The organism is Pseudomonas sp. MN1F (assembly GCF_009391885.1).
In the GTDB taxonomy this organism is placed as follows: Bacteria; Pseudomonadota; Gammaproteobacteria; order Pseudomonadales; family Pseudomonadaceae; genus Aquipseudomonas.
This window is the reverse complement of the sequence record NZ_VZII01000003.1, coordinates 135,549-159,544: the sequence shown is the minus strand read 5'-3', so window position 1 is coordinate 159,544 and position 23,996 is coordinate 135,549. Positions and strand designations below refer to the sequence as shown.

The window sequence follows — 23,996 nt, the reverse complement described above, 5'->3', positions numbered from 1 at the left end:
TGTTGCGGGCCGCAACACTGGCAGGTGGTTCCAGTGGAACCACTCGACTTGGCCTCGGCGCCGATGGTCAGGTCGGTGAGTGATGCGGGCCGCATCACTGCCAGGTGATTCCGGTGGAACCACTCGACCTGGCGTCGGGGCCGGTGTCGATACCGGTGAGTGATGCGGGCCGCAACACTCCCAGGTGGTGCCGGTGGCAGCACTCGGTTGGCCGTCGGCACCGGTGGCCAGGTCGGTGGGTGTTGCGGCCCGCAACACTGCCAGGTAGTGCCGCTTGCACCACTCATCCGAGTGGTGTTCCCAGGGTTGCTAATCAATGAGTGAGAATCACAAATGCGCTCCAGCCTGCGGCGGAGATGAACGGACCAAATGGAATTCTTGCGTCGGTAGATCGCTTTCCCAGGAGTATGAGAAGCATTGCGGCTAGACCTGCACCTAGCAGAGAGCAAACTACAGTCCAGCCAAGTACCTGTAGGCCACCCCACGCACCCATCAATGCCAACAGCTTAATGTCGCCTCTACCGATGCTTTCTCGGCCAGTGATTAGTCCGGTTAGTTGACTCACAGACCAGAAGAACCCAAAGCCAACGACACACCCCCAAAGAGCGTCCTGCAGTACCGTGAACAGTCCGAAGGAGTTGAGGACTAAGCCGGCCCAGAGTCCTGGTATTACCAGCGAATCCGGCAGTAGGTTGTGCTCACTGTCGATCAAGCTCAAAGCCAGAAGCATCCAGGTAAACAGCAGGGCACAGAAGGCCTGCATAGTTGGCCCAAAATGCATTGTCACCACGAGTGACAACGCAGCGGAGCTAATCTGCGCGGTCCAGATTACTCGCGAAGGGGTTCTGGCCGGTTGAAGGTCGGAATGTTTCTCTGAATCCAGCCCCAGCAGTTCCCGTGCATCCCGCTGCCATTGGCGCTCGAGGAGTGCAGGTAGGCAGCAAGCGCCCCAGGTACAAACGCGGCCCGCCAGCATACCAATCACAACAGAGGCAAATCCCAGGGTGATCGTAGAACCCATCCAATCACTCATCGGTGGGCTCCACGCGGCGTCGAGGGTCAAGCAGGGCCTGCAGCGAGGTCAGCGCGGAATTTGCTGTCTGCATCGCAGTTGCTGTCGGTGCCGGCTTGGGAACGGCGGGCTGAGTGGGCCGTGCTACCACGCTGGCCGCTGGCGATGACGTCGGAGTTGCAGCAGGCGCTGTAGGGCTCCACTCTGCGTTGAAGTCACCCCGTATGGCCCTGCCTGCAAGGCTCGTCAGGTACGCAAGGGGCTTGGCGACACTCCCGCTAGTGCAGCGATGCTTCCACTGGTTGATCACCGCCTCTCGGAGATTCTCCGGTACCGGCCCCATGATCTCACGTGCCTTCACACGGTCCTCTGGCTTGAGGAGATCTAGGGCAAGTAACCAGTTCACACCTGCACTCTCGCGCGGTTGTACAGAGCTTTTAGATACTGACTTGTCTGTATTTGTATACGTACTAGCTGAGTTCGGACTCCGAACTGAGGGTGAACTCAGTGGTTTCAGGCTGAGTTCGGAATCCGAACTGAGGGGGAGGGCCCCCTGTTTCGCTGAGTTCGTACTGAGTTCGGATTCCGAACTCAGTCCATCCACGGCTAAGTCTTGCTGAGTTCGGATTCCGAACTCAGGCGCAGGCAGTGCATTTTGTTTGGTTTCAACTGCCCAGGTCTGGGCGTTCAGTCGATCGCTAATCGTGTCAATGCGCGAGGGAAGTCGTCGCCCAACGTCTGGATCGCTGGTGAATTCTCTCCAGGTAATTGCCGCGATGTCCTTGATCGCTTTGTTCTGATGCTCCATGGATTGCATCAGCAAGGTCATGTAGTCCTTGTCGAACTCCAGGGCCTCCGCCGGCGTGACAGGCTCGTCGTGTAGGAGGTAGACGTTTCCCTGAACCTGGCCGTTGATCTCATTCCGCACCGTCCGGCCCAGGCTTAACCAGCGGGTCAGACGGAGCACCGTCAAGGCTTTTGCCACGGTTTCTCTAGAGGCGTGTTTACCTGGATTCATGCCCAGGTAGGGCCGCAGTTGGTCATAGGTGGGGAAAGCCGTGATTCCATCTTCATTGACCAGCAGTCGAAAGACTTGCCAGCAATTGCGTTCCAAGGGGGTCAACCGATTGTCGAGCAGGAGTTTACGCGGGACCGTTTCATGCGGATTTCCGCTGAAAATTATCCCGGAGTAGGGTGTAGCAGGTGCTGCAGTAGGGGCGGTGTCCTCAGCTCTCTTCTTCTGCACATGGGCCTCGAGTTGCCCCGAGGCCGAATCTAGGAGCGTGGAAATCGGGAACCGTGTGAGCTTCATCTTCTCTGATCGCCTTCTCCAGGATGGATAGAGGCGGTGCCGCTTTCATCGACATGACGTAGGCCGCCCTCATCCAAAAGGGTGAGCTGTCGTCGCTCAGTGACTCGGGAGCGTTCAGTGCTGCCTGGATACAAGCCTTGTTCGACCCACTGAGTGATCCGTGACCAGATCTGCGCAAGCGTGAGACCGTCCGTGCTCAGCTCCTCGGCAACCAGCATGGCCACGTCGAGCATGGCCAAGCTGTCCTCGAGCTCGACGCGGTGCTCATCCATCAACTTGGTCCAGCGATGCCAAATATGGTGATCCTGATCTTCAGAGAGCTCTGGCCATCGACCGCGTGGGGCACGCACCCCAATGACGGTACGCTGCAAGGCGATCTCTTGAGGTGTGAGCCCGAAGAACTTGCCGAGCAAGCTGGTGGTGGCCCCCAGCCGGATCGCGCGCTCGATAAGCCGAGTTTCCTCTTCTGTACGCGCGGCGCCGGTCAGCAGCTTGAGGATCATTGAGCTGTTGATTGACACGTTGACCCATGAAACAGGGGTATTGCGGAGCAAACTGAGGACTGTTGGGTGCTGGATCTGGCCCAGCACCTCTGGTTCAACTCCCATCTCTACACAGCGCTGAAGTTGACCGTTACGCATTAGGTCAAGCAGCTGTGAGAGAACCGCTTCGTTAAGTGTTGACTTGGACATTGAGACTCCCTCCCATTCATCTCATCGAGTGTTCAGTTGTCCTGGACTGGCGAGGACCGTTTGAACTCTTCGATTTCCAAGTCGATCAGCCGTCGAGCCAGCCGAATGATGCGGAATAACTTGACCAGCGCACCGTCGCTCAAACGGCCTTCGTCACCTGGTGCTTGATCTGCACTCAGGGGCTGGCCCAGCAATAGTTGGCCCAGGCCAGCGGCGAATTCAAATTCAGCAAGTGCGCTGGCAGGATCTGGTTGTTCGCTCAGCATCTTCAAAGCGATGGCCATGGCACCGCTTAATGACTGAAGCAGGGTCAGCGTATGTTGAGCTGTTGCAGTGACTTCAACTTCGGTTTCCGGCTGTTTGTACTTGAACCCGATTCCTCCATCGATTACCTGGATATCGCCAGGGCCGTTGACGGATTCGAGGATCTCCACGGCCAGTTGGGCTACCTGGTTGCGCAACTCGCCAGGTTGGTCAATCTGACGCTCGATGTACCAGAGGTCGGTGATGGGGTGCAGTCCGCCGGCTTGCACGGGGATGGCGACCAGGCAGTTCGAGTTGAAATCGGGCAGCGTTTCCCCGCTGAGGGCGGCAACCTTCGCTTTGGTCTCGATCACCCGCTGGCTGAGGTTCGTTGGGGACGCGATATGCCCTGCAATCCGTTCCTGCTCTTGCTCTGGGGTGAGCGAAGTTCCTGGTGCGGGCGCCGCTGGCGATGGCGGCGTTTGCGGAAGCTGCTGCGAGCGGCCGGTTCCTTTAGGCGGGTTTTGGGATGACGGACCAGTTGAACCGGAACCGGTGTTTGGTGCAAGCGCGGGAGGAGCCGTCGTCGGACTCGCTATCGGCAACTCCACCACCGGTGTCGAGCGACGAAGCTTATCCTGCTGCTGGGTTATCTCCAGCAGAATGTCCTCGTAGCCCAATTGCAGAGATTTTTTCATCGTGCCGATGAGTTCATCTTGGAACCGCTGGAACAGAAACTCTTCTGCCTCGCCTTCGAACTGGGCAAGGACGTCCTGGAACAGCATTTCAAAGTCCACGCCTTCATTGCTGTAGTGCTTGTCCCAGCATGCCAACGCAGATTTTCTCAGCGCAATTATCTTCGTGATCCGGTCAATACCGAGCCCTGAATAGAGCAAGCCGGGCACAGCAGGCAGCAAATATTGCAGGGTATCCAGCATTCTGCTGATATGGGACGCAGAGACTGGGTAGCCATCCTTAGTCAGGCGACGGGAAAGCTCTCGAATCCCTATCTGCTCCCCACCTTCGGATTCATACAGCGCTTTTGCATTCCCTACGCCCACTGCGCGCTCGATGAACTTGAGTTCACCTTTTAGATCCTCGGCCAGGTGGCCGGTCAGCATGATGATCTCGCCGCGGGCTTGGTCCCATGGGCGGAACAAGAAGTTGATCACCTGGAACTTGGGGTCACCTGTTTCCTGGAATAACTCCTTCAAAATCGTGAGGCGTGTGTTGCCCCCGTTACGGATCCTGAATTTCTCCTCGCCTGGTCGACGCGTGATCGGTGGAGGAGTGTCGAGGCCTCGATTGCGAATCGACTCTTTGAGCTCTTCGTACCGAGGGTTGCGTGTAGTCCGAGGGTTATCCTCCCAAGGGAGAACAACGTCAATGTTCAGGACCATGGGAGTGTCAGCGATAGGGTCACTCATGGCCGCGGTGGTGCCTGTAGGGGTGAAGCCTGGAGCGAGAAGCTTGGCTTTGAGGTCTGTAGCGGCCATCTCAAGCTCCTACCGCAGCAACGTGCGGGTGAGCCAGAGGAGAGTGGCGAACCAGGTGCAGCACTTCCTGAATGTCGTCTTGAGTGGGAACAGCATTTTGCAACAGGCGATCGATGATCCGGTATGCGCGGGTCAGCTCGGATCTCAACTCCTCTGCGTTGGCGCCGTCGCCCTGGGCTTTCTGCGCTGGTTCAAATTGACCGTTGAGTAGCGATTGCTCGAGGCGATCGATGATTTCGCTGTTCATGGAACGATGGTTCTTGCGGGCGACTTCTGCCACTTGTTCACGCATGCCATTCGGCAGGCGAACCACGAACTTGTCAGCGGTACGGGAATTGGTTGCGTTCATGGTGGTTCTCCTTACTGGCGGCGTTTGAGTTGGTCGGTGAGCTGAGTGGGCAGGTTCTTGATCGTCAGCGAGCCGGTGTCGGCGTCGTAGGTGACGTTGGAACCGAGCAGGTGCGCCTCAAAGCTGATCGACAGACCTTCGGCGCGGCCGGTGAAACGGCGGAACTGGTTGAGTGTGCGCTTATCGGCCGGGATCTCAGGGGATAGGCCGTAGTCGCTATTGCGGATGTGGTCGTAAAACGCCTGAGGGCGGTCTTCATCGAGAGTCTGGGACAGCTCTTGAAGGGAGAGGGGCTGCCCCAGCTTCGTTTGGGTGGTGGCATAGTCGAGCAGCGCGTGGGTTTTCTCCCGGGCGCTTTCTTCTGGGAGATCCTCTTTCTCGACGTAGTCGGTGAATGCCTTGAGAAGCGTGCGGGTTTCACCTGGCCCGTCGACGCCTTCTTGGCACCCGATGAAGTCGCGGAAGTAGTCCGAACTCTTCCTGCCGTTTTTGCCTTTAACGAAGGAAATGTACTGCTTCGAGTTAGGGTTGTTGCGCCACTCGCTCAGGTTGATCCGGGCCGCGCAGGAGAAGTTGCTGGTGTCCAGGTAGCGAGAGGCTACAACATTAAGATCACCGTCCAGGCCGACGGTTTCGACCTGCTGGAGGACAGCGATCATCAAGTACTCAGTCAAGCCTTGTTGGTAATGGCTGATGAGCACGTGGCCACCGGTGGACAGGTTGACCTCTTCAAGCAGTTTCTGCAGGTGTTCGACAGACACACGGCTGAAGCTGGTGAAATCTTGCTGCTCCTCCAGGTACTGTTTCAGCCAGCCGCTGAATGGGTACGCACCCGACTCCCCATGGAAGAAGCCCCACGCTTTGCCTTGCTTGGCGTTGTAGCTGTCGTTCAGGTCGCCCTGGAGACTCTCGATAGCATCGGACGGTGGGAGCTCAGTGTCACGGGCATGAAGGACGGCGGGGCTGCCGTCGGGCTGCTTGTCGAGCTGGTGAATAATTACGTGTCGGATCGGCATTATTGAATCCCCCGCGAGGAGCTGTTTTGGACTTCCGCACGGCGAAGCAACGCCCGGGTGTTGCGCTCGGAACGGTGGTCGCCAGGTGTGCAGGAAGTGAAGATCGGTGCGAAGCCGGACTTGCTGAACTTCAGGTGGCCGCTATTGGACCTGGAGAGAGTCCAGCCCTCGGAGAGGGCAAACTCAGCAAGCCGGCGGACACTGTCGTGGGCGCCGCGAAGAAGGTTACGCATTGGATCCGGCCTCCTTCGGGCAAAGTGCATCACCTGCTTGGATGGCCACGATTTCCGGTGTGCAGCCCGGATATTGGGTGGCCAGGTCGGTGAGGAACTCACGTGCAGTCTCGCGCGATCCAGGAATCCGGAAGACCACGGTGCAGTGATGAGCCTCGTCCACGGAGCTGGTCAGATGGGGGGTTACTGCAACCTTCAGACCGCAGCTCAGGAGGTACCTTGGTACCCATACGGACCAGAAGTAATTGGTCAGTAGGGCTGGTTGGCCAAGGAGGGTCGCTGCCAGTGCTCCAGCATCATGGCTTTCCAGCTCGACGTACTGCAGTTGTGCAAGCTCTTGCAGAGCCTCATTCAGCTCAACAGGCACCGTGGTTTCACCGAACTGTGTGAGCCGTGAGACAACCTGGCTGAGAGCATCCAGCCAAACCGCGTTTACGCCAGACTGGTGCGCGAATGCCAAGGCCGATTGGTCGGTGTTTGCGATCGCAGGGATCGAAGGGTAGATCTGCTCAGCTTGCATTGGGCACCTCCGAGAGAGGAACGGGGTCATAGCTGCCGCAGACCGGGCATACCAGAACCTCTGCCTCACCTTCAGGGGTATGCTCAGCAGGATGCACTTGCCGTACCTGATGAAGCGCGAAGTGCCGGCCACAGTTAAGGCAGCCATGCGTAATCAGATGGGGTTCTGTGAACGTCATGCGGCAGCTCCTTGCCAATGGTCAGCAGTGAGGTTTGCGAAGCGAGTTTGGTTGGCTATGAAGGCTGCGCGGACATAGCCGACGGGGCCGTTGCGGTGTTTACCAATGATCAGTTCGGCAACGCCTTTGAGTTCGGTGTCCTCGTTGTACACCTCGTCCCGATAGACAAAGACGATGAGGTCCGCGTCCTGCTCGATAGCCCCGCTATCCCGTAGATCAGCATTCACTGGGCGCTTATTGGGCCGGCGCTCAAGGTCCCGATTGAGCTGCGATAGGGCCATGAAGGGGCAGTTGAATTCCTTCGCGATCCCCTTTAGTGACCGGGAGATTTCGCTGATTTCGTTGACCCTGTTTTCCTGGCCTGGGCTCCGCATGAGCTGCAGGTAATCCGCCATGATCAAGCAAGGCTTCCCGAAGCGCCGGCTGGCACGTCGAACCTTGGCCCGCATTGCGGCAGGGGTCAGATTCGCGCTGTCATCGATGACCAGTCGGTTGCCATAGGCGTTCATGCGATGGACGGCGGCGGATAGCTTGGGCCAGTCTTCATCCTGCAGCTGACCGGATAGCAGCCTGCTCAGATCGATGTGGCCCAGAATGGCCAGCATTCGATAGATCAGGGCCTCGGTAGGCATCTCCATGCTGAAAACCAGCACGATCTCGTCGGGCGAATTTGTCAGCGCGGCATCGACGATGCTCAAGCAGAACGAGGTCTTGCCCATGGATGGTCGCGCGCCGACGATGATCAGGTCTGCTGGCTGCAGGCCGCGCGTCATTTCATCGAGATCGGTGATGCCTGTTGGCACCCCCGTTACGGTCACATGACCGTTGAAATTCGCGTCGATCTTGTCGACGACAGAGAGCAGTGCCTCGTTCATGTTGGCGAATTCGCTGACCACGCGACCTTCGCCCAGCGCGAACAGCTTCTGCTCGAGCGTGTCCTGAACCTCCGCCGCGTCAGCAGCGAGCTCAGCTGCATCCCGTGTCCCCTGGAAACACAGGGACATGATGCGACGAAGATGTGCGCGATTACGCACGATCTCCGCATACGATTGGATATTCGCTACAGACGGGGTGTTCTTGGCCAGCTCTGCCAGGTAGGAAAGTCCTCCAACCTCTTCAGGGACGGCCATCTGCTCGAAAATCGTCACTACGTCGAAAGGGCTGTTTTTCTCTGACAGTTCTTGGATAGCGGTGAAGATCAGCCTGTGTTCGCCCCGAAAGAAGTCATCTGCCTGCAGTAGGTCACCGACGAGATCCCAGGCTTCGTTGTCCAGCATCAGCCCGCCCAGGACGCCCTGTTCGGCCTCCATGGAGTGAGGAGGTGAATAGCTCAGGTCGGTCATCTGGCACCCACGTGGGAAATGCCAGGCTGTTCGGTGCGGCCAACTCCGTGGTGGAGCTGAGCACGCCGGCCTTGCCGAATACCTGCGTACAGCGAGCTACGATCGTGGCCTTTGGCTTCGCTTGGCGTGATGTCGCTTTGCTCCAAATCAGGGTGATGCACGGTCAAGTAGGCCGTGATCTCAGCCTTGATCTCCGGAGCCAGGTCACCCGCGAACTCTCGAACTTTGTAGGCCACTGCTCCAATCCAACCCTCCGCAAAGAGTTGGCCGCGGCGTCGTTTGGTCTTCAGCTGGCACCGTTTCTGCTGCGAGACATGCTCGCGACGTGCTTTCTGTAACTGCAGGACGAGACTGCTGTAGGCATAGGCAGCCAGATCCGGACCGATACCCTTGCCCAGGAACTTGAAGCAGTAGCCCTTCAATGGGTGGTAGTAGGAGAGGTGGCTGCAGTCGAATGCGGCTGCACACGTTCCGGCGAGGGCATGCAACCAATCCGCTGGGGATCGACGTGTGCCCGTGGGGATGCTTGCTTCAAGAACTTGGCTGGCCAGCAGTTCGTCTGCGTCGATGTTGTACTGGGCCATGAGCGAGCGGGCCTGGCGCAATGCGATTGCTGCCTCGTTCGTGTTTGCCCCTGGGCTGTTGGCCAAGGCCATCAGCTTGGTGACTTTGTCGAGGATCTTCTGCTTGTCCATCAGGAGCCCTCCCCTTGTCCAGCACTTGGGAGCAGGGCCTCTTGCCACAGGCGCAAGGTCTCGCGTTCGTCTGCTGTCAAGGCAGCCAGGCCTACAGCTTCGGCCACTTTCTCCTGCAGGAGCCGCAGGCGTTCCTCTACTGACGAGCCATCGTCATATGCGAGGTGCCTGGTCACATCATCGATCAAGGAGTAGCGAGTTGATCTGATATTGCTGAGACGGTGCTGCTCCACTGTACGCCCATAAAGCCGATCAGGTGTCTTCAGCTCGTTTCGGATGTAAACGTTGAATTCAGAAGGGTTGTAGGAGGTGTAGAACTGTCGTGCACGATTCAGGATGAGTGCAGCCTTGATCGTCTCCAACAGCTCTTCAGGGGTTTCGGTAGGCAACGGGAATGTACGTGCAACCAGCTGCTTCGACAGTGCGTCCCGCGCATCTTGTCGCCGTTTCGCGGCCTTCTCGGTCCGAACACGCTTTTCCTTCGCATGGGTCACGTTGTGGCCGATCGAGTTAATGAGTTGTGCGGCATTCCGCAGTAGATCGCGCTGTTCATGGCTCAGAAGGTCACCGAGCGACCCGAGTAATCCGCTCCCGATAGACCAACCGTTGGCCAGCTTGTGCAGATCTCCAGACGTCGACGTCAGCTTTTTCTGAATGCCGCGTAATTCATTGGAGCTGTAGAGTTTCCCAATTCTGAGGACTTCGTCGGCCGTGATCCCGGAAGCCTCGGTAATCGTGTGCTTACTCATCGCGGCGGGCCTCCTTTGCGATCTCGGCAACACGCTCTTCGGTCATTGCCTCGAAGCGGTCTTTCCATTCTGGGAACGCCTCGATAGCCAGGTTGCGGATGACGCTCAGCGCCGACGGCGACTTACGGTTCGAAGGTTGACGATATTCAAGTCGATGCGCCGGCACGCCTTGGCTCGCGGCTTTCTTGAAGATGACGGCATCTGGAATGATCGATTGCAGGACGGTGTAGTCAGGGTTCCCGTCGAAGATTTCACGGACGGTGCGGTGGATCTCTCGCGCGTCAGCAGTTTCATCCAGGCCGTTAATGATGATGTTGATGTGGGGAATAGTGAGGCCGAGACGTGCGTAACTGCGCAGGCCATCCATCATATGGATGGTCCCACGGCTGAATTCGCGCGCGGCCAACATGTTCGGGGGGAGGGGGGAGAGGATGATGTCGGATGCGAGAACGACCATCTCCAGCATCGCAGAGCGGGCGCCCTGGGTGTCAAAGAGGATGAGGTCGTAATCGGCATCGAAAGCCGACATAAGGTTGGCTAGTCGCAGTCTGCCATCAGGCGCCTGCAGTATGAGGTTGTTGAGCTGGTTGTTGGCGTCGTTCGAGATGATGACGTCGAGATTCTTGATCGACGTGCGGGAGATGATCTTGGCTGGGTCGGTCTCGTTGTACGACAGCAGCTCGAAAATGCCGCCCGGAGCGGTGTACTCCAGGGGGAAATAGGAGGATGCGGAAGGCTGGACGGGGTCCAGATCGATGAGGAGCGTGCGCAGCCCAGCGTCTGCAGTGAATGCCCCCAGATTGGTGGACCCAGTGGATTTACCGGTGCCGCCTTTGGTGGAAACCTTACCAGCTCGTTTTGCTTTCTTCTGATGTGTCATTGCCATGCCTCTAATGTGGATTTCATTAGAGGCTGCGTGCCTAAACGCGGAATGGTGCTAAAAACCCCTCCCTAGGTGGAATTTTCGGCCTAGATCCCAATTGTCTTTTAACCAATTGGTCGTAGGTTCGAATCCTACACGACCCACCATATGCAGTAACACAAAGCCCGCAACCAGCAATGGTCGCGGGCTTTGTCGTTCCGGGCCTTCAAGAACGGCAAAAGGCCACCTCCTCAAGGGCGGCGGACCTGGCCAATCAGCACAGCTTCAGTTCGAAAAAGTTGTACTTGCCGCTGTTACTGCCCCAGCTCACATGCAGGGTCGGGCCTTGGCCATAGTTAACGACGCTGGCCCCGGCGTGGTAGCCAAAAGCTGAAATGCCTCCACTGACCTGTTCCAGTTCGTCATCGTCGAGTGTGCGCAGGTTTTCAAGTTCGGTATTCATGGATGAGTCCTCTTCAAGTTGTGTTGTTCCGTCACCGGCAAAGCGTTCACCGGACCTGGCAAATCATGTGAAGGGGCCGCCGCTTGAAGCAATAGCACGGGTGACCTAGTGTCCTATTGCCACAATGTGATGCGGTTCTCGCTGTGTCGCGCACTAGTGCATCTGTACTAGTGCCCGGTGTGACTGGCTTGATTAGTCTGGCCTAGCCCGAAGCCGGACTTGCTGCGGGCGATTTCGCAACTGCCAGTAGTAGGCCAGGGAATGCTATTTCGTAAGGAAGCACTGCAATCAGGGGCACACAACGACCTGGGCAGCGTGATATTGATATCGCCACCCTCCTTGCGCATCGCCAGCGCCTGTGCGCTGCTGTTCTGCATCGCCTTAAGCCTGTTCATCACCTTTGCCAGCTACACGCGGCGTGAAGCCGTGAGCGGCGTGCTGGTGCCCGAAGCCGGGGTGATCAAGGTCTTCGCCCCGCAGATTGGGGTGGTGCAGGACCTTCGGATCAGCGATGGCGAGCACGTCAATGCGGGACAGGTCCTGTTGACCCTGGCCAGTGACACTCGCAACGGTGAGGCAGCTGCCAACCAGGATGCCATCAGCCGCCTCCTTGCCCGGCGCAACAACAGCCTGGCCGACGAAATTGACGAAACCCGCGTGCTTCACCAGCAAGAACGTGAGGGCAAGACCCGTCGCCTCGGCATGCTGGAAGGTGAACAGGAAAAAGTCGCCGCGCAGATTGCCCTGACTCGCCAGCGCCTGGCACTGGCCCAGGGAATCGCCGAACGCTACGCTGAGCTGCAACGTCAGGACTTCGTTTCCCGTGACCTGCTCCAGGCCCGTCAGGATGCCGTGCTGGAAATGCGCCTTCGCGCCGAAGAACTGAACCGCTCACTGCTGGCCCTGCGCAACGAAAGCGCCGGGTTGCGCGCCGAACTTGCCGAATTGCCTTACAAGCAGACCAAGCAGATGGCGGAGCTGCAGCGCCGGTTGCTGGAAAGTCAGAGCAGCCTGCTGGAAAGCGAGGTCAAGCGCCAAGTGATGATCACCGCCCCGGTGGCCGGGGAGGTGGCGGCGTTAGGCGTGGTCAACGGTGCGCGCGCCGATACCGGTCGCCCGCTGCTTAGCCTGGTGCCGCAGGACAGCAGCCTGTACGCGGAGCTCCATGTGCCCAGCCGCTCGGCCGGCTTCGTGCGGCCAGGGAATGTCGTGCTGCTGCGCTACCAGGCCTTCCCCTACCAGCATTTTGGCCTGGCCCGCGGTACCGTGGCGTCGGTTTCCCGCAGCGCCATGCCGGCTGACGAGGTGATGAGCGTTGGCGTGCCCTCCGAGGCGTTGCGTGAACAAGGGCCGCTGTATCGGGTCAAGGTCACGCTGGAGCGACAAAGCCTGTTCGCCCGCGGCGGTGAAGAACCCCTGCGTTCCGGCATGCAGCTGGACGCAGACATCATGCTGGAGGAGCTGCCGCTGTACGAATGGTTGCTCGAGCCCCTGCGCGGCATAGGAAAACGCTTGTGAGCCTGTACCATTCCCTGAGCTTCGGCATCGGCCGCAAGCTGCCTGTGATGCTGCAGGTCGAGGCTGCCGAATGTGGCCAGGCCTGCCTGGCGATGGTTGCCGCCTATCATGGCCAGGTGCACGACATGCAGGCCCTGCGCCAGAAGCTCGCGCCTTCCATGAAGGGGGCCACGCTCAAGCAACTGATGGCCATGGCCGGCCAGCTGGGCCTCGCCACGCGACCGCTGCGTCTGGAGTTGGAGGCACTGGCGCAATTGCGTCTGCCTTGCATACTGCACTGGGAGTTCAACCACTTCGTGGTGCTCAAGGAGGTCGGCCCGCGTGGCGTGGTCATCCATGACCCGGCACGCGGGGTACGCAAGCTTGGCCTCGAAGAGGTCTCCAGGGCCTTCACTGGCGTCGCCCTTGAGCTATGGCCTCACAGCGATTTCCAGCCGGGCGAGGTGAAGACGCGGCTGTCCCTGCGGCGTTTGCTGGGCAAGGTCGAGGGATTTGGCGGTGTGTTCATCCAGGTACTGGCGCTGGGCCTGGCGTTGGAGCTGTGCACGGTGCTGGCGCCGTTCTTCATGCAGACGGTGATCGATAAAGTGCTGGTCAGTGCCGATCGCGACCTGCTGGCGGTGCTGGCCATCGGCTTCGGCCTGATGTTGCTGGCCCAGCAGGTGCTGTCGCTGGGGCGTTCGTGGGCCTTGATGTACCTGGGTACGCTGCTCGGCAGCCAATGGCAGATCAATGTCTTCAACCACTTGGTGCGCCTGCCGGTGGCGTTCTTCGAGCGGCGGCATCTGGGCGATATCATTTCTCGCTTCGGTTCGCTCAAGGCGATCCAGCGCACCCTCACCACCTCGTTCATCGAAGCCCTGCTCGATGGCCTGATGACCGTGGTCACGCTGGTCCTGATGTTTCTCTACAGCCCGCCCTTGGCCTTCATTGCGGTGTTTGCCATGGTGCTCTACGGGTTGGCGCGCTGGGCCTGGTTCGGGCCGCTGCGACGGGCCAGCGAAGATGAACTGGTGCATGCAGCCAGGCAGCAGAGCCATTTTCTCGAAACCATGCGCGGCGTGCGCACGCTGAAGCTGTTCGCCCATCAGGAGCAGCGCGCGACGACTTGGAGTGGCCTGTTGATCGACGAGATCAATGCCGGGTTGCGGCCGCAGAAGCTGCAACTGCTGTACCGCGCCTTCAACGGTTTGCTGTTCGGCCTGGTGACCCTGCTGGTGATCTGGCTGGGCGCCCGGCAGGTGATGGACGGTGCGTTCAGCGCCGGCATGCTGATCGCTTTCAGTGCCTACAAGGACCAGTTCAACAGCCGCGTGTCCGGGCTGATCGACAAGCTGGTCGACGTCGTGATGCTGCGCCTGCATGGTGAGCGCCTGTCCGACATTGTGCTGGAGGCCGCCGAACCGCAGTCGCCGCCATTGCCGGAGGCAGACGCAGGGCCTGTGCCGCGCCTGGAAGTGCGCCAGCTGAGGTTCCGCTATAACGCCTACGAACCGTGGGTGTTGGACGGTGTTTCGCTGGTGATCGAACCGGGTGAGTCGCTGGCCATCGTCGGCCCTTCAGGTTGCGGCAAAAGTACGCTGCTGAACGTGATGCTGGGCATCCTCGCACCGGTGGAGGGGCAGGTACTGCTCGATGGCGAGCCCATCGACGCCCGCTCGATAGACCGCCTGCGCCGGATCAGCGCCACCGTGCTGCAGGACGACGTACTGTTTGCCGGTTCCATCGCCGACAACATCAGCTTCTTCGCCAATGACGCCGACCCGGCCTGGATCGAGCAGTGTGCACGCCTGGCTGCCGTGCATGACGACATCGCGCGCATGCCGATGGCCTACAACACGCTGGTCGGCGACATGGGCGCAGTCCTCTCCGGCGGGCAGAAGCAGCGTATCCTGTTGGCCCGCGCACTGTACCGGCGCCCGAAGCTGCTGTTCCTCGACGAAGCCACCAGCCACCTGGACATCCAGCGCGAGGCGGCAGTCAACCAGGCGCTGGAAGCGCTGCACATAACCCGCGTGATCGTCGCCCATCGGCCGGATACCATTCGCTCGGCCCAGCGGGTGGTGGCGCTGCTCGACGGGCGGGTGGCGAGCGCATCATGAAGCGCCGCGCAATGCTGGCCATGGTGCTTTGCCTGTGCGGCCTTCAGGGCCAGGCCGCACAGCCCTTGCAAGCCTGCCCCGGAGCATGGCCTGCCGACCAGCCGCTGTCTTTGTCCCGCGCCGTGGCCATGGCCTTGTGCGCCGACCCCGAGCTGCAGGCCGCCTGGCGAACGGAGTTGAGCAACCAGGCCAGCATGGAGGCCGAACGCTCGGCCTACTGGCCGACCTTGCAGGGGCAGGCGAACACTGGCCGCGCCAACCGCAAAACGCGCTATGACGGTTTTCCCGAAGCCAACTCCAGCCTCGATGCCCGGACCAGCGGCTATGGGCTGAGCCTCAACTGGGTGCTGTACGACTTCGGTCTGCGGGACGCCAGGGTGGAAAGCGCCCGCCAGTTGCTCAATGCGGCCAGCAGCAGTCGGGTGGAAAAGATCCAGCAGGTGGTACTCGGCACCAGCAAGGCGTTCTACCAGGTGCAGGCCAGCAGCGCCTTGCTCGAGGCCCGGCGCAGTATCGAGGCGCTGGCCGACGACAGCTTGCGGGTGACCACCGCCAAGCACCAGGCCGGGGCAGGGGAGCGCGCCGATCGCCTGCAGGCACAGACCACCTTCGAGCAGGCGCAGCTGGAGCGGGTGTTGGCCGAGGGTGACCTGGCCATTGCCAGCGGTGCGCTGGCCAGTGCCTTGAACCTGTCGCCTTCCGCACCCCTGCGCCTGGAGGCGCTGGACGAGCCACAAGGCCAGGAAGCAGGCTTCATGCAAAGTGTCGATGCGTTGATGGAGCAGGCCCGGCAGGCCCACCCTTCAGTGGACAGCGCTCGTGCCCAATGGGCCTCCAGCCTGGCCAAGGCTGAGGCGGAGCGGGCCCAGGGGCGGCCGACGATCTCGCTGTACAGCGACTACCGGCATGAGGATACGCCGGTCGAACAGGTGGCCTCGCGGCAGCAGATCGAAACCTGGACCGTGGGCGTGCAGGTCAGCGTGCCGATCTTCGACGGCTTTCTGGCCCGCCGCCGGACCCGCGCAGCCGAGGCGGAAGCGGCGGCGCGGGAGCAGGATCTGTACGGTGCGCAGCGTGCCATCGCGCTGAGCGTCTGGCGCAGCCGCCAGTCCCTGGAGGCACGTACCCAGGCGCTGGTCATCAGCCGCCGGCTGGTCGCCAGTGCCAGTCAGTCGCACCGGGTGGCGCTGGGGCGGTACAAGGCCGGGGTCGGCAGCATCATCGAGCTGCTCAATGCCCAGAACGATCTGGCCAACGCGCAGCAACGGCGGGTCGCGTCGGTGGTCGAGTGGTACACCGCACGCCTGCAACTGGCTGCTGACCTCGGCCAGCTGGACGGCCGCGAGTACTAACGCGGGGGGTTATTCCGCCCAGGCCGGGTCGCCGGTGAACACCACGGTGATCCAGCGATCCGGGCCTTCGCCGCCGACGGCCTCACCGACCTCGTCACGCAAGGCATCCCATTCGGTGATCGAGCGTGGCGGCATGTCCGCCGGCACGATGAAATAGAGTTCGATCTCGCGTGAGCGCCCGACCTTGGCCACGTAGGCCTTGTAGGACTTCAAGCCGTGCCTGGCGACGAACTGTCGGGCGACGGTGTCGACATGCAACTTGAGGTCGCCGGGTGTCACCAGGAAGATCTCCGACAGCGCCTGGCGCACCACCGACAGGGGGAGCGGAATGATCACCAGGCAGACCAGTGCCAGCACCGCCGGGTCGATGTACGGCGATACCCACTCCCATTGCGTGCCCTGCACTGCGTAGCCGAAGCAGAAGGCGATCAACAGGGCGGCAGTGATGCTCGCGGACATCACCCAGCCTTTGACGTCCATGCGCACGAAGTCCGACTTCAGCTTGCGGTTGGCGCGGTTCTCGACCACGGCGATGGTCGCGCAGGCGATCACGGTCAGCAGCGCATAGACCATGGCAATGCCGAACTCCAGGTGGCGGCCGCCTTGCAGCAGGCTGCTGACAGCGTTGATCAGCGCGTAGATGGCGACGCCGCTGAGCAGGATGCCATTGAGTGCCAGGACCATCGGTTCCAGGTGCCAGAAACCCATGGTGAAGCGCTCGCGCAGTTTGCGCGAGAGTTGCAGGCTGGTGGCGTGCGAGGTGATCAGTTTGACCACCACCAGCGACAGGCCGCTCATGCTGGCGTCGACCAGCGAATAGACGCCGTCGAAGACGATCGAGAACGAGCCGGAGGCCAGGCCGAAGCCGATGCCGATGGTAGCGATGAACAGGGTGACGGCAATCGAGGTGCGTAACAGGCCCTGTTCGCTGGTGATATCGAAGAAGGAAGATCGGGTTGCGGTTTGCATGTGTTTTGCTCGGTAGATAACGATGTTGCTGTGTTGGCTGTGCTGGGCTCATCGCGGGCGTGTCGGGGCGCCGAACCGCCGCGATGAGCCCTTACAGGCTAGACGCGAAACTGTTCCATCAATGCCTGCTGTTGGTTGGCCAGTCGATTGAGTGCCTGGCTGATGCGTGCCGATTCATCGGCCTGGCCCGACAGCGACTCGGTCACGTCGCGAATCCCGGCCACGTTGCGGTTCACCTCCTCGGCCACCGCGCTCTGCTCCTCGGCCGCCGAGGCAATCTGCAGGTTCATGTCGCTGATCACCGCCACAGCCTCGCCGATGCGCTCCAGCGCGGGTAGCGCCTGCTCCATGCGCGTGGCGCTGGCCTGGGCCTGGCGCTGGCCTTCATGCATGGCACCGACTACGTCCTGAGTGCCTTGCTGCAGCCCTTCGATCACTTGGCGAATCTCTTCCACCGACACCTGGGTGCGCTGGGCCAGGCTGCGCACTTCGTCGGCGACCACGGCGAAACCACGCCCGGCTTCGCCTGCGCGTGCGGCTTCGATGGCGGCGTTGAGGGCCAGCAGGTTGGTCTGCTCGGCAATTGCGCGGATCACCTCGAGCACCGAGCCGATCTGCTCGCTGCGCTGCTCCAGCGCACGGGCCTCGTCCATGGCGGTGTCCATGCCGGTTGCCAGCTGGTCGATGGTCTGGCGGGTGCTGGCGATCAGTTGCAAGCCCTCGCGGCTGGCCTGATCGGCGCCGCGTGCGGCCTGGGCCGCCTGGGCGGCGTTGTGGGCGACATCCTGGGCGGTGGCGCTCATTTCGTTGGCGGCGGTGGCGACCTGTTCGATTTCCCGTTGCTGCTGCTGCATGCCATTGCTGGTCTGGCTGGCGATGGCAGCAGACTGGTCGGCGGTACCGCGGGCTTCGAGCAGCGAGCCTTTGACCTGGGCGATCACCGGCTGCAGCTTGTCGAGGAAGCGGTTGAACCAGCCTGTCAGCTGGCCCAGTTCGTCCTGGCGAGCGTAGTCCAAGCGACGGGTCAGGTCACCTTCGCCGCTGGCGATGTCTTCCAGGCGGGCAGCCACGGCGAGGATTGGCCGGGTAACACCGCGGGCGGTCAGCCAGACCAACAGTAGGCCAATGATTGCAGCGCCCAGGCCGATCAGCAGGCTGGTCAGGTTGGCGCTCTGGTTGTGGCTGTCCAGGCGCTGGTTGAGGGCCAGGGCTGGCGCTTGCAGCACCGCCTCAGGCAACTCCAGTTGCACCTGCCAGGGGCTGGCGTCAGGAATTGGCGCAAACGGCCGTGCCACGCGCAGCAGGCCCCGCTCCATTTCCTTGTCCAGCGCCTGGCCCAGCTGGCTGGCGTCACGGCTATGCCCGGCGAGCAGGCCGGCAGCGCTGACGATGCTGACCTGGCCCTGGCCATCGAAAAGCTCCTGGCGGCCATCCAGGCTCAGTTGCTGGAGGTTATCCAGGCCGATATCCAGGCCGACCACGCCCACGACCTTGCCGTTTTCCAGCAGGGGCAGGGCGATGCTGGTCATCAGCACCTGGTGGCCATTGACTTCGTCGAGGTAAGGCTCGAGTGCACAGGCCCTGGCGGTTTCCTGTGGGCAGGTCAGCCAACGGTTCTTGGCCTGGCCATTGGTGCCGGGGCTGTTGTCGCCCAGCATCGACTCGGGCATCGCTTCCAGCTCCAGGGGGCCCGGCCGGGGTTGCGACCAGTACAGCGAGAAACGTCCGCTGTCGTTGCTGCCGCGGGTCTCCTGGCCAATGAACTGATTGTCCTGGTGGTCCAGCGCATTGGGCTGGAACACCAGGTACAGGCCGATCACGTCCGGGTTGCCGGCCAGGCTGGTGTAGGCCTGGCGGGTCAGCTCGGCGCGCAGGTCACTGCCGCCCTTGGCCTTGAGCACCTGTACCAGGCGGGCGAAGCCGTTGCCGTACTGGTAGGCGTCCATGAAGTAGCGCTGGATGCGCAACGCCTGGGTCTCGGCGTGGGCCTGCAGGCGCAGGCGCGCGCTGTGTTCGAGCATTTCGCTGCTGGCCTGGTTGACCAGCACCGCGCTACGCCGCGACTGGGTCAGTGAGCTGGCGACCAGCAAGGCGACGATGGCCAACAGGCACAGGCCGGTGAGCAGGGTGATCTTCCACTGGATGGAGAGGCGACGTAGCGGCATGAGGGCTTTCCTTATCGTTCAACAACAACGCCCGCGTTCAGGCGCGGGCGTTGTCGGTGGCAGGTGTCATTCAGCGACGTAGTTCGGTGGCGCGACCCGGAAGGCCTTGGTCAGCCAGGCCAGATGCAGCAGCCCTGCCAGTGCCCAGAGGCCGCCGAAGATCAACGAATGCTCGTTGAGGTCGAGCCAGAGCTTGGCGATGATGCAGAAGCCGAGGGTCGGCAGAACCAGGTACTTCATCTTGTTGGCAAGCCCTTGGCGATTACCCTCGCGCAGGTAGCAGTGGATGATCACCGACAGGTTGACGAAGCTGAACGCTACCAGCGCGCCGAAATTGATGATCGAGGTGGCGGTGACCAGGTCGAAGAAGATTGCCGAGAGCGCGATCACGCCGACCACGGCAATGTTCACGATTGGGGTCTTGTAGCGTGAGTGCAGACGGGCGAACACGCCGCTCGGGATCACGTTGTCGCGGCCCATCACGTACAGCAGGCGCGACACGCTGGTCTGCGAAGCCAGGCCCGAGGCGATGGTGTTGATCACCGTGCAGGCGATGAAGATCGACTGGAACAGCTTGCCACCCACATACAGGGCGATTTCCGGCAGTGCTGCTTCCGGGTCGTGGAAGCGTGCATTGGTCGGGAAGTACGCCTGCATGAAGTACGACACCAGAATGAACACCGCGCCGCCGATCAGGGCAGTGAGGAAGATCGCACGCGGGATGGTCTTGCCCGGATCCTTGGTTTCCTCGGACAGGCAGGTGACCGCATCGAAGCCCAGGAACGAGAAGCACAGGATGGTTGCACCGGCAGCCAGTGCGCTGAGCTGCGTCTGCGAGTCGGCGAACGGTATCAGGCTCCAGGTGGTCCCCAGCCCTTCGCCTTGGTCCAGGCCGCGTACGCAGAGGTAGATGAACACCGACATGATCATCAGCTGCACAACCACGAACAGCAGGTTGAAATGTGCGACCAGGTTGATGCTGCGCATGTTGATCAGGCTGATCAGGGTGACGAAGCCAGCCACCCACATCCACGCTGGCACCTCAGGGAACATGGCCGAGAGGTAGAGCTTGGCCAGCAATGCGTTGACCATCGGCAGCAAGAGGTAGTCAAGCAGCGAAGACCAGCCGACCAGGAAGCCCACGTGCGGGTTGATGGCACGTTGGGTGTAGGTGTAGGCAGAGCCAGACTGCGGGAAGCGGCGTACCAGCGTGCCGTAACTCACCGCGGTGAACAGGACGCCGGCCAGGGCCAGCAGGTAGGCGCTGGGGACGTGGCCCGAGGTAATGCCGGACACGATGCCAAAAGTGTCGAACACGGTCATGGGCGTGAGGTACGCCAGACCGATGATGACCACGTGCCAGAGGCGCAGGGATTTACGGAATTGGCCGTTGCCGGTGGCGTTGTGGTCATGCTGCATGCTGGTGTGGCTCCATGTTGTTCACCTTTTTTGTTTGGAGCAGAGATAGGCGCGTGCTAGGCGCCGGCGTCAGGCTGGCAGTGCCTTGGCGAGGAGGTTGAAGCGTGCGGGCAGGGGCATCCGAGCATCATGACGGCGCGACTTTTTCTTCTTCGTGGATCGGGCGCTGGGCGAGGTGGTGAAAATAAAAAACGATTGGTAGGGAGGCGTCAAGTTAAACATGACAAGATGTTGCGAATTTGAAATATTTATCGAGTAAACGGCCTGAATGTTCGGTTTTTGCGCGTTTTTTTGCGGTTTCGATCGACTTGGATGTTCGTAAAAATTAACGATTGTCGGACATTTCCCAAATCCACCCTTTCTGCCTTGGCGTAGTCACCTGGCTGTCGCGGCGGTGATATCCTTTTGCACCCCTTGCGGCCGATTGGCTGCGAACCCGCCCATATGGACATCGATCGGTTCTATTCATGAAGAAATCAGTAGGTATCCTTTCCGGCCTGGCCATCGCCATCGCCGTCGTGACCACCGCTGGCGCCTGGTACACCGGCAAGCAACTGCCTGGGGAGCTGGAAAACGCGGTCAGCCGCAGCAACCAACAGCTCAAGCAGGCGCTGGTCAACTATGGCGGCAGCATGACTGTCGAGCTGGTGTCCCTCGATCAGCATCTGTTCAGCAGCACTGCGCAGTACCGGCTCAAGGCCAAGGACATCAACCTCGGCCATGGCGAAGTGCTGAGTTTCGACCTGGGCATGACCGACCAGATCGAACACGGCCCATTCCCTTGGTCGCGGGTCAAGGCGCTGCAACTGATGCCGGTGCTGGCCGCCAGCAACAGCAGCTTGCAGAAGGATGACCTGACAGCGCCGTGGTTCGCTGCGGCAGGCGAGCAGTCGCCGGTCCGCGCGCATACCAGCCTGGGCTTCTCGGGCAACGTCGACAGCATCATCACCGTGGCGCCACTCAAGCGCACCGAGGCCAATGGCAGCAGCCTGGACTTCTCGGGCATGTCGCTGGAGGTCAGCGGTGATCAGGAAGGCAAGGCGTCGAAGTTCCATGGCAGCGCGGACCGCTTCGAGATGACGCTGGTTGGCGAGGACCACGCGCCGGCCACCCTCGAACTCTCTGGCCTGAAGGTCGGCGGCAATCTCGCGGCCAGCAAGCATGATGCCGTGTACGTCGGCAATGTCGACATGCTGTTGGCAGAGGCCAAGGCGACCTTGGGTGACAAGCAGCAGGTCCTGGTGCTCAAGGGGCTGGAACAGAATGTCCTGCAGACCCTGGACGGTCCGGACACCGTGGCGGGGCGCGTGGATTATCGGGTGGCGGATATCACCTGGGATGGCCGTGCGGTCGGCAATGCGCAGATGGGGGTGAGCATCAAGTCGCTCAATGCTCCGGCCTTGCAGTCGTTGTCGAAGTGGTACCAGGCCCACCTGCCGGAGTTCGAAGCGGCTCAGGCTGCCGGCCAGCCGGTGCCGGAAATCCAGATGGATGAGGCGGAAAAGGCCCGGTTCCACGGTGACCTGCAACAGTTGCTGGCCTCCAAGCCCAGGCTGGCGATCGAGAACCTGGCATTCCGCACCGCCAATGGCGAGAGCCGCTTCGACCTGTCGATGGACTTTTCCAACCCGACCTCGTTCGACCTGCCGCCTGACCAGCTGAGCAAGCAACTGATCACCGAGGTGAAGAGCAAACTGACGTTGTCCAAGCCGATGATCGGCGACCTGGCGACCTTGCAGGCGCTTCTGGAAGGGCAGACCGATGCCCAGGCGATTGCCATGCAGTCTGGCCAGGCCGGGGAGATGGTCGGCATGATGGCGCTGCAGAGTGGTATGGCTACCGTGCAGGGCAATGATGTGGTGTCGAGCCTTCACTATGCCGATGGCATGGTCGACTTCAACGGCAAGAAGATGACCGTCGAAGCGTTCGCCATGCTGCTGGCGGCGCATTTTGCCGCCATGCAGCCGCAAGGCTGACATTCAGTCTGTACCAGGTTCACAGGTAAGGCACTGCCCTCAGCTGCAGTGCTGACCCTGTGTAGCGGCTTTAGCCGCGAAGAGGCAGGTACTGGCGCCACAAAAACCACTTTAGAATTCCCTTGATTGTCTGTAGCCTTCGGCGTCCGATAATAATCCGCGCCCGCAGAGGGCCGAGACGGCGCACCTGCCGTCCGGCGCCCTTAGCCGATCTGCCAGGGCCGGGTGATACACTCGATTTGACGCGCACGCGCGCCTGCAGGTCCAGCGATCATGACCCAGATTTCCGAACGCCTGTTGGTTCAGGCCCACCTTGACGCCAAGCAGCCCAACCCGCTGACCGCCGAGCAGGAGGCCGAATACCGTGCGGCCATCGCTGCCGAGCTGAAAGCGCAGAATGCCGTGCTGGTAGCCCACTATTACTGCGACCCGGTTATCCAGGCGCTGGCCGAAGAGACCGGCGGCTGCGTGTCCGACTCGCTGGAAATGGCCCGCTTCGGCAAGAACCACCCGGCCGAGACGGTGATTGTCGCCGGCGTGCGCTTCATGGGCGAAACCGCCAAGATCCTCACCCCGGAAAAACGCGTGCTGATGCCGACCCTGGAGGCCACCTGCTCGCTCGACCTGGGCTGCCCGGTCGAAGAGTTCTCGGCCTTCTGCGACCAGCACCCTGAGCGTACCGTGGTGGTGTATGCCAACACCTCCGCTGCGGTGAAGGCGCGGGCTGACTGGGTGGTGACCTCTAGCTGCGCGCTGGAGATTGTCGAAAGCCTGATGGACAACGGTGAGACCATCATCTGGGGCCCGGACCAGCATCTGGGCCGGTACATCCAGAAGCAGACCGGTGCCGACATGCTGCTGTGGGACGGTGCCTGCATCGTTCACGAAGAGTTCAAGTCACGCCAGCTGGCCGACATGAAGGCGCTGTACCCGGATGCCGCCATCCTGGTGCACCCGGAGTCGCCGGAAGCGGTGATCGAGCTGGCTGACGCGGTGGGTTCCACCAGCCAGCTGATCAAGGCGGCGCAGACCCTGCCGAACAAGACCTTCATCGTCGCCACCGACCGCGGCATCTTCTACAAGATGCAGCAGCTGTGCCCGGACAAGGAATTCGTTGAAGCGCCGACTGCCGGTAACGGCGCGGCGTGCCGCAGCTGCGCGCACTGCCCGTGGATGGCGATGAATACCCTGGAGCGGGTGCTGCATTGCCTGCGTAACGGGGGCGATGAAATCTTCGTCGACCCGGCACTGGTGCCGAAGGCGATCAAGCCATTGAACCGGATGCTCGACTTTACCCAGGCGGCTCGCCTGAAGCTTTCTGGTAACGCCTGA

Annotated in this window: 19 protein-coding genes and 2 pseudogenes; 5 read left to right on the top strand and 16 right to left on the bottom strand. The window is 61.0% G+C overall.

Annotation, left to right across the window (positions count from 1 at the left end):
- Positions 1-313: 313 nt before the first annotated feature.
- The 12 genes from F6X59_RS01480 to F6X59_RS01425 form a co-directional block, all read right to left on the bottom strand.
- Entirely contained in the window at positions 314-1,033 is a 720-nt protein-coding gene (locus tag F6X59_RS01480) for an A24 family peptidase (RefSeq protein ID WP_152954066.1), read from the bottom strand.
- Entirely contained in the window at positions 1,026-2,324 is a 1,299-nt protein-coding gene (locus tag F6X59_RS01475; RefSeq protein WP_152954065.1) for an STY4528 family pathogenicity island replication protein, read from the bottom strand. Before F6X59_RS01475 ends, F6X59_RS01480 begins: the two co-directional genes overlap by 8 nt.
- Positions 2,321-3,016 (bottom strand): DUF2857 domain-containing protein, encoded by a 696-nt coding sequence (locus F6X59_RS01470; protein WP_023628772.1) that lies wholly within the window; start codon positions 3,014-3,016, stop codon positions 2,321-2,323. Before F6X59_RS01470 ends, F6X59_RS01475 begins: the two co-directional genes overlap by 4 nt.
- Positions 3,017-3,048: 32 nt before the next feature.
- The gene (locus F6X59_RS01465; protein ID WP_152954064.1) at positions 3,049-4,755 is read right to left on the bottom strand and encodes a ParB family protein; all 1,707 of its coding nucleotides are present in this window, start codon (positions 4,753-4,755) and stop codon (positions 3,049-3,051) included.
- Position 4,756: 1 nt separating this feature from the next.
- The gene (locus F6X59_RS01460; RefSeq protein ID WP_023628770.1) at positions 4,757-5,104 is read right to left on the bottom strand and encodes an Arc family DNA-binding protein; all 348 of its coding nucleotides are present in this window, start codon (positions 5,102-5,104) and stop codon (positions 4,757-4,759) included.
- 11 nt (positions 5,105-5,115) lie between these two features.
- Positions 5,116-6,120, bottom strand: a complete 1,005-nt coding sequence (gene yejK, locus F6X59_RS01455; RefSeq protein WP_152954063.1) for a nucleoid-associated protein YejK — start codon at positions 6,118-6,120, stop codon at positions 5,116-5,118.
- A gap of 225 nt (positions 6,121-6,345) precedes the next feature.
- Positions 6,346-6,873 carry a hypothetical protein gene (locus F6X59_RS01450; RefSeq protein WP_152954062.1) on the bottom strand — a complete coding sequence of 176 codons (528 nt, stop codon included), beginning with the start codon at positions 6,871-6,873 and terminating at the stop codon, positions 6,346-6,348.
- Between the two features lie 174 nt (positions 6,874-7,047).
- Positions 7,048-8,394 (bottom strand): replicative DNA helicase, encoded by a 1,347-nt coding sequence (gene dnaB, locus F6X59_RS01445; RefSeq protein ID WP_152954061.1) that lies wholly within the window; start codon positions 8,392-8,394, stop codon positions 7,048-7,050.
- Positions 8,391-9,089 carry a DUF2786 domain-containing protein gene (locus F6X59_RS01440; RefSeq protein ID WP_152954060.1) on the bottom strand — a complete coding sequence of 233 codons (699 nt, stop codon included), beginning with the start codon at positions 9,087-9,089 and terminating at the stop codon, positions 8,391-8,393. The genes dnaB and F6X59_RS01440 overlap by 4 nt, the downstream gene beginning before the upstream one ends.
- Positions 9,089-9,838, bottom strand: coding sequence for a hypothetical protein (locus F6X59_RS01435; RefSeq protein WP_152954059.1), 750 nt, complete (start codon positions 9,836-9,838; stop codon positions 9,089-9,091). Before F6X59_RS01435 ends, F6X59_RS01440 begins: the two co-directional genes overlap by 1 nt.
- Positions 9,831-10,718: a ParA family protein gene (locus F6X59_RS01430; protein ID WP_152954058.1), complete on the bottom strand. Its 888-nt coding sequence runs from the start codon at positions 10,716-10,718 to the stop codon at positions 9,831-9,833. The genes F6X59_RS01435 and F6X59_RS01430 overlap by 8 nt, the downstream gene beginning before the upstream one ends.
- Before the next feature lie 256 nt (positions 10,719-10,974).
- On the bottom strand, positions 10,975-11,163 hold the full coding sequence (locus tag F6X59_RS01425; protein ID WP_152954057.1) for a bacteriocin: 189 nt from the start codon (positions 11,161-11,163) through the stop codon (positions 10,975-10,977).
- A gap of 261 nt (positions 11,164-11,424) precedes the next feature.
- Between F6X59_RS01425 and F6X59_RS01420 the strand changes: the two genes are divergently transcribed.
- The 3 genes from F6X59_RS01420 to F6X59_RS01410 are packed head-to-tail and all read left to right on the top strand — an operon-like array spanning position 11,425 to position 16,135.
- Positions 11,425-12,681: an HlyD family secretion protein gene (locus F6X59_RS01420; protein ID WP_152954056.1), complete on the top strand. Its 1,257-nt coding sequence runs from the start codon at positions 11,425-11,427 to the stop codon at positions 12,679-12,681.
- The gene (locus tag F6X59_RS01415) at positions 12,678-14,783 is read left to right on the top strand and encodes a peptidase domain-containing ABC transporter (RefSeq protein WP_372240272.1); all 2,106 of its coding nucleotides are present in this window, start codon (positions 12,678-12,680) and stop codon (positions 14,781-14,783) included. The genes F6X59_RS01420 and F6X59_RS01415 overlap by 4 nt, the downstream gene beginning before the upstream one ends.
- Positions 14,780-16,135 (top strand): TolC family protein, encoded by a 1,356-nt coding sequence (locus tag F6X59_RS01410; protein WP_152954054.1) that lies wholly within the window; start codon positions 14,780-14,782, stop codon positions 16,133-16,135. Before F6X59_RS01415 ends, F6X59_RS01410 begins: the two co-directional genes overlap by 4 nt.
- A 9-nt stretch (positions 16,136-16,144) precedes the next feature.
- On the opposite strand, the gene F6X59_RS01405 is transcribed toward F6X59_RS01410, so the two are convergent.
- From F6X59_RS01405 to F6X59_RS01395, 4 genes and pseudogenes are all read right to left on the bottom strand, one after another.
- Positions 16,145-17,104: a cation diffusion facilitator family transporter gene (locus tag F6X59_RS01405; protein ID WP_152954053.1), complete on the bottom strand. Its 960-nt coding sequence runs from the start codon at positions 17,102-17,104 to the stop codon at positions 16,145-16,147.
- A 98-nt stretch (positions 17,105-17,202) separates the two neighbouring features.
- Positions 17,203-17,739, bottom strand: a pseudogene (locus F6X59_RS28865) (methyl-accepting chemotaxis protein); the annotation flags it as partial.
- A 321-nt stretch (positions 17,740-18,060) separates the two neighbouring features.
- Positions 18,061-19,050 (bottom strand): annotated as a pseudogene (locus tag F6X59_RS28860) (HAMP domain-containing protein); the annotation flags it as partial.
- A gap of 285 nt (positions 19,051-19,335) precedes the next feature.
- A complete protein-coding gene (locus F6X59_RS01395; RefSeq protein WP_152954051.1) occupies positions 19,336-20,688 on the bottom strand; it encodes an APC family permease in 1,353 nt (450 codons plus the stop codon).
- Positions 20,689-21,155: 467 nt separating this feature from the next.
- Here F6X59_RS01395 and F6X59_RS01390 point away from each other — a divergent pair, with 467 nt between their 5' ends.
- Both F6X59_RS01390 and nadA read left to right on the top strand, forming a co-directional pair.
- The gene (locus F6X59_RS01390; RefSeq protein ID WP_152954050.1) at positions 21,156-22,664 is read left to right on the top strand and encodes a YdgA family protein; all 1,509 of its coding nucleotides are present in this window, start codon (positions 21,156-21,158) and stop codon (positions 22,662-22,664) included.
- A gap of 273 nt (positions 22,665-22,937) precedes the next feature.
- On the top strand, positions 22,938-23,996 hold the full coding sequence (gene nadA, locus F6X59_RS01385; protein WP_016711984.1) for a quinolinate synthase NadA: 1,059 nt from the start codon (positions 22,938-22,940) through the stop codon (positions 23,994-23,996).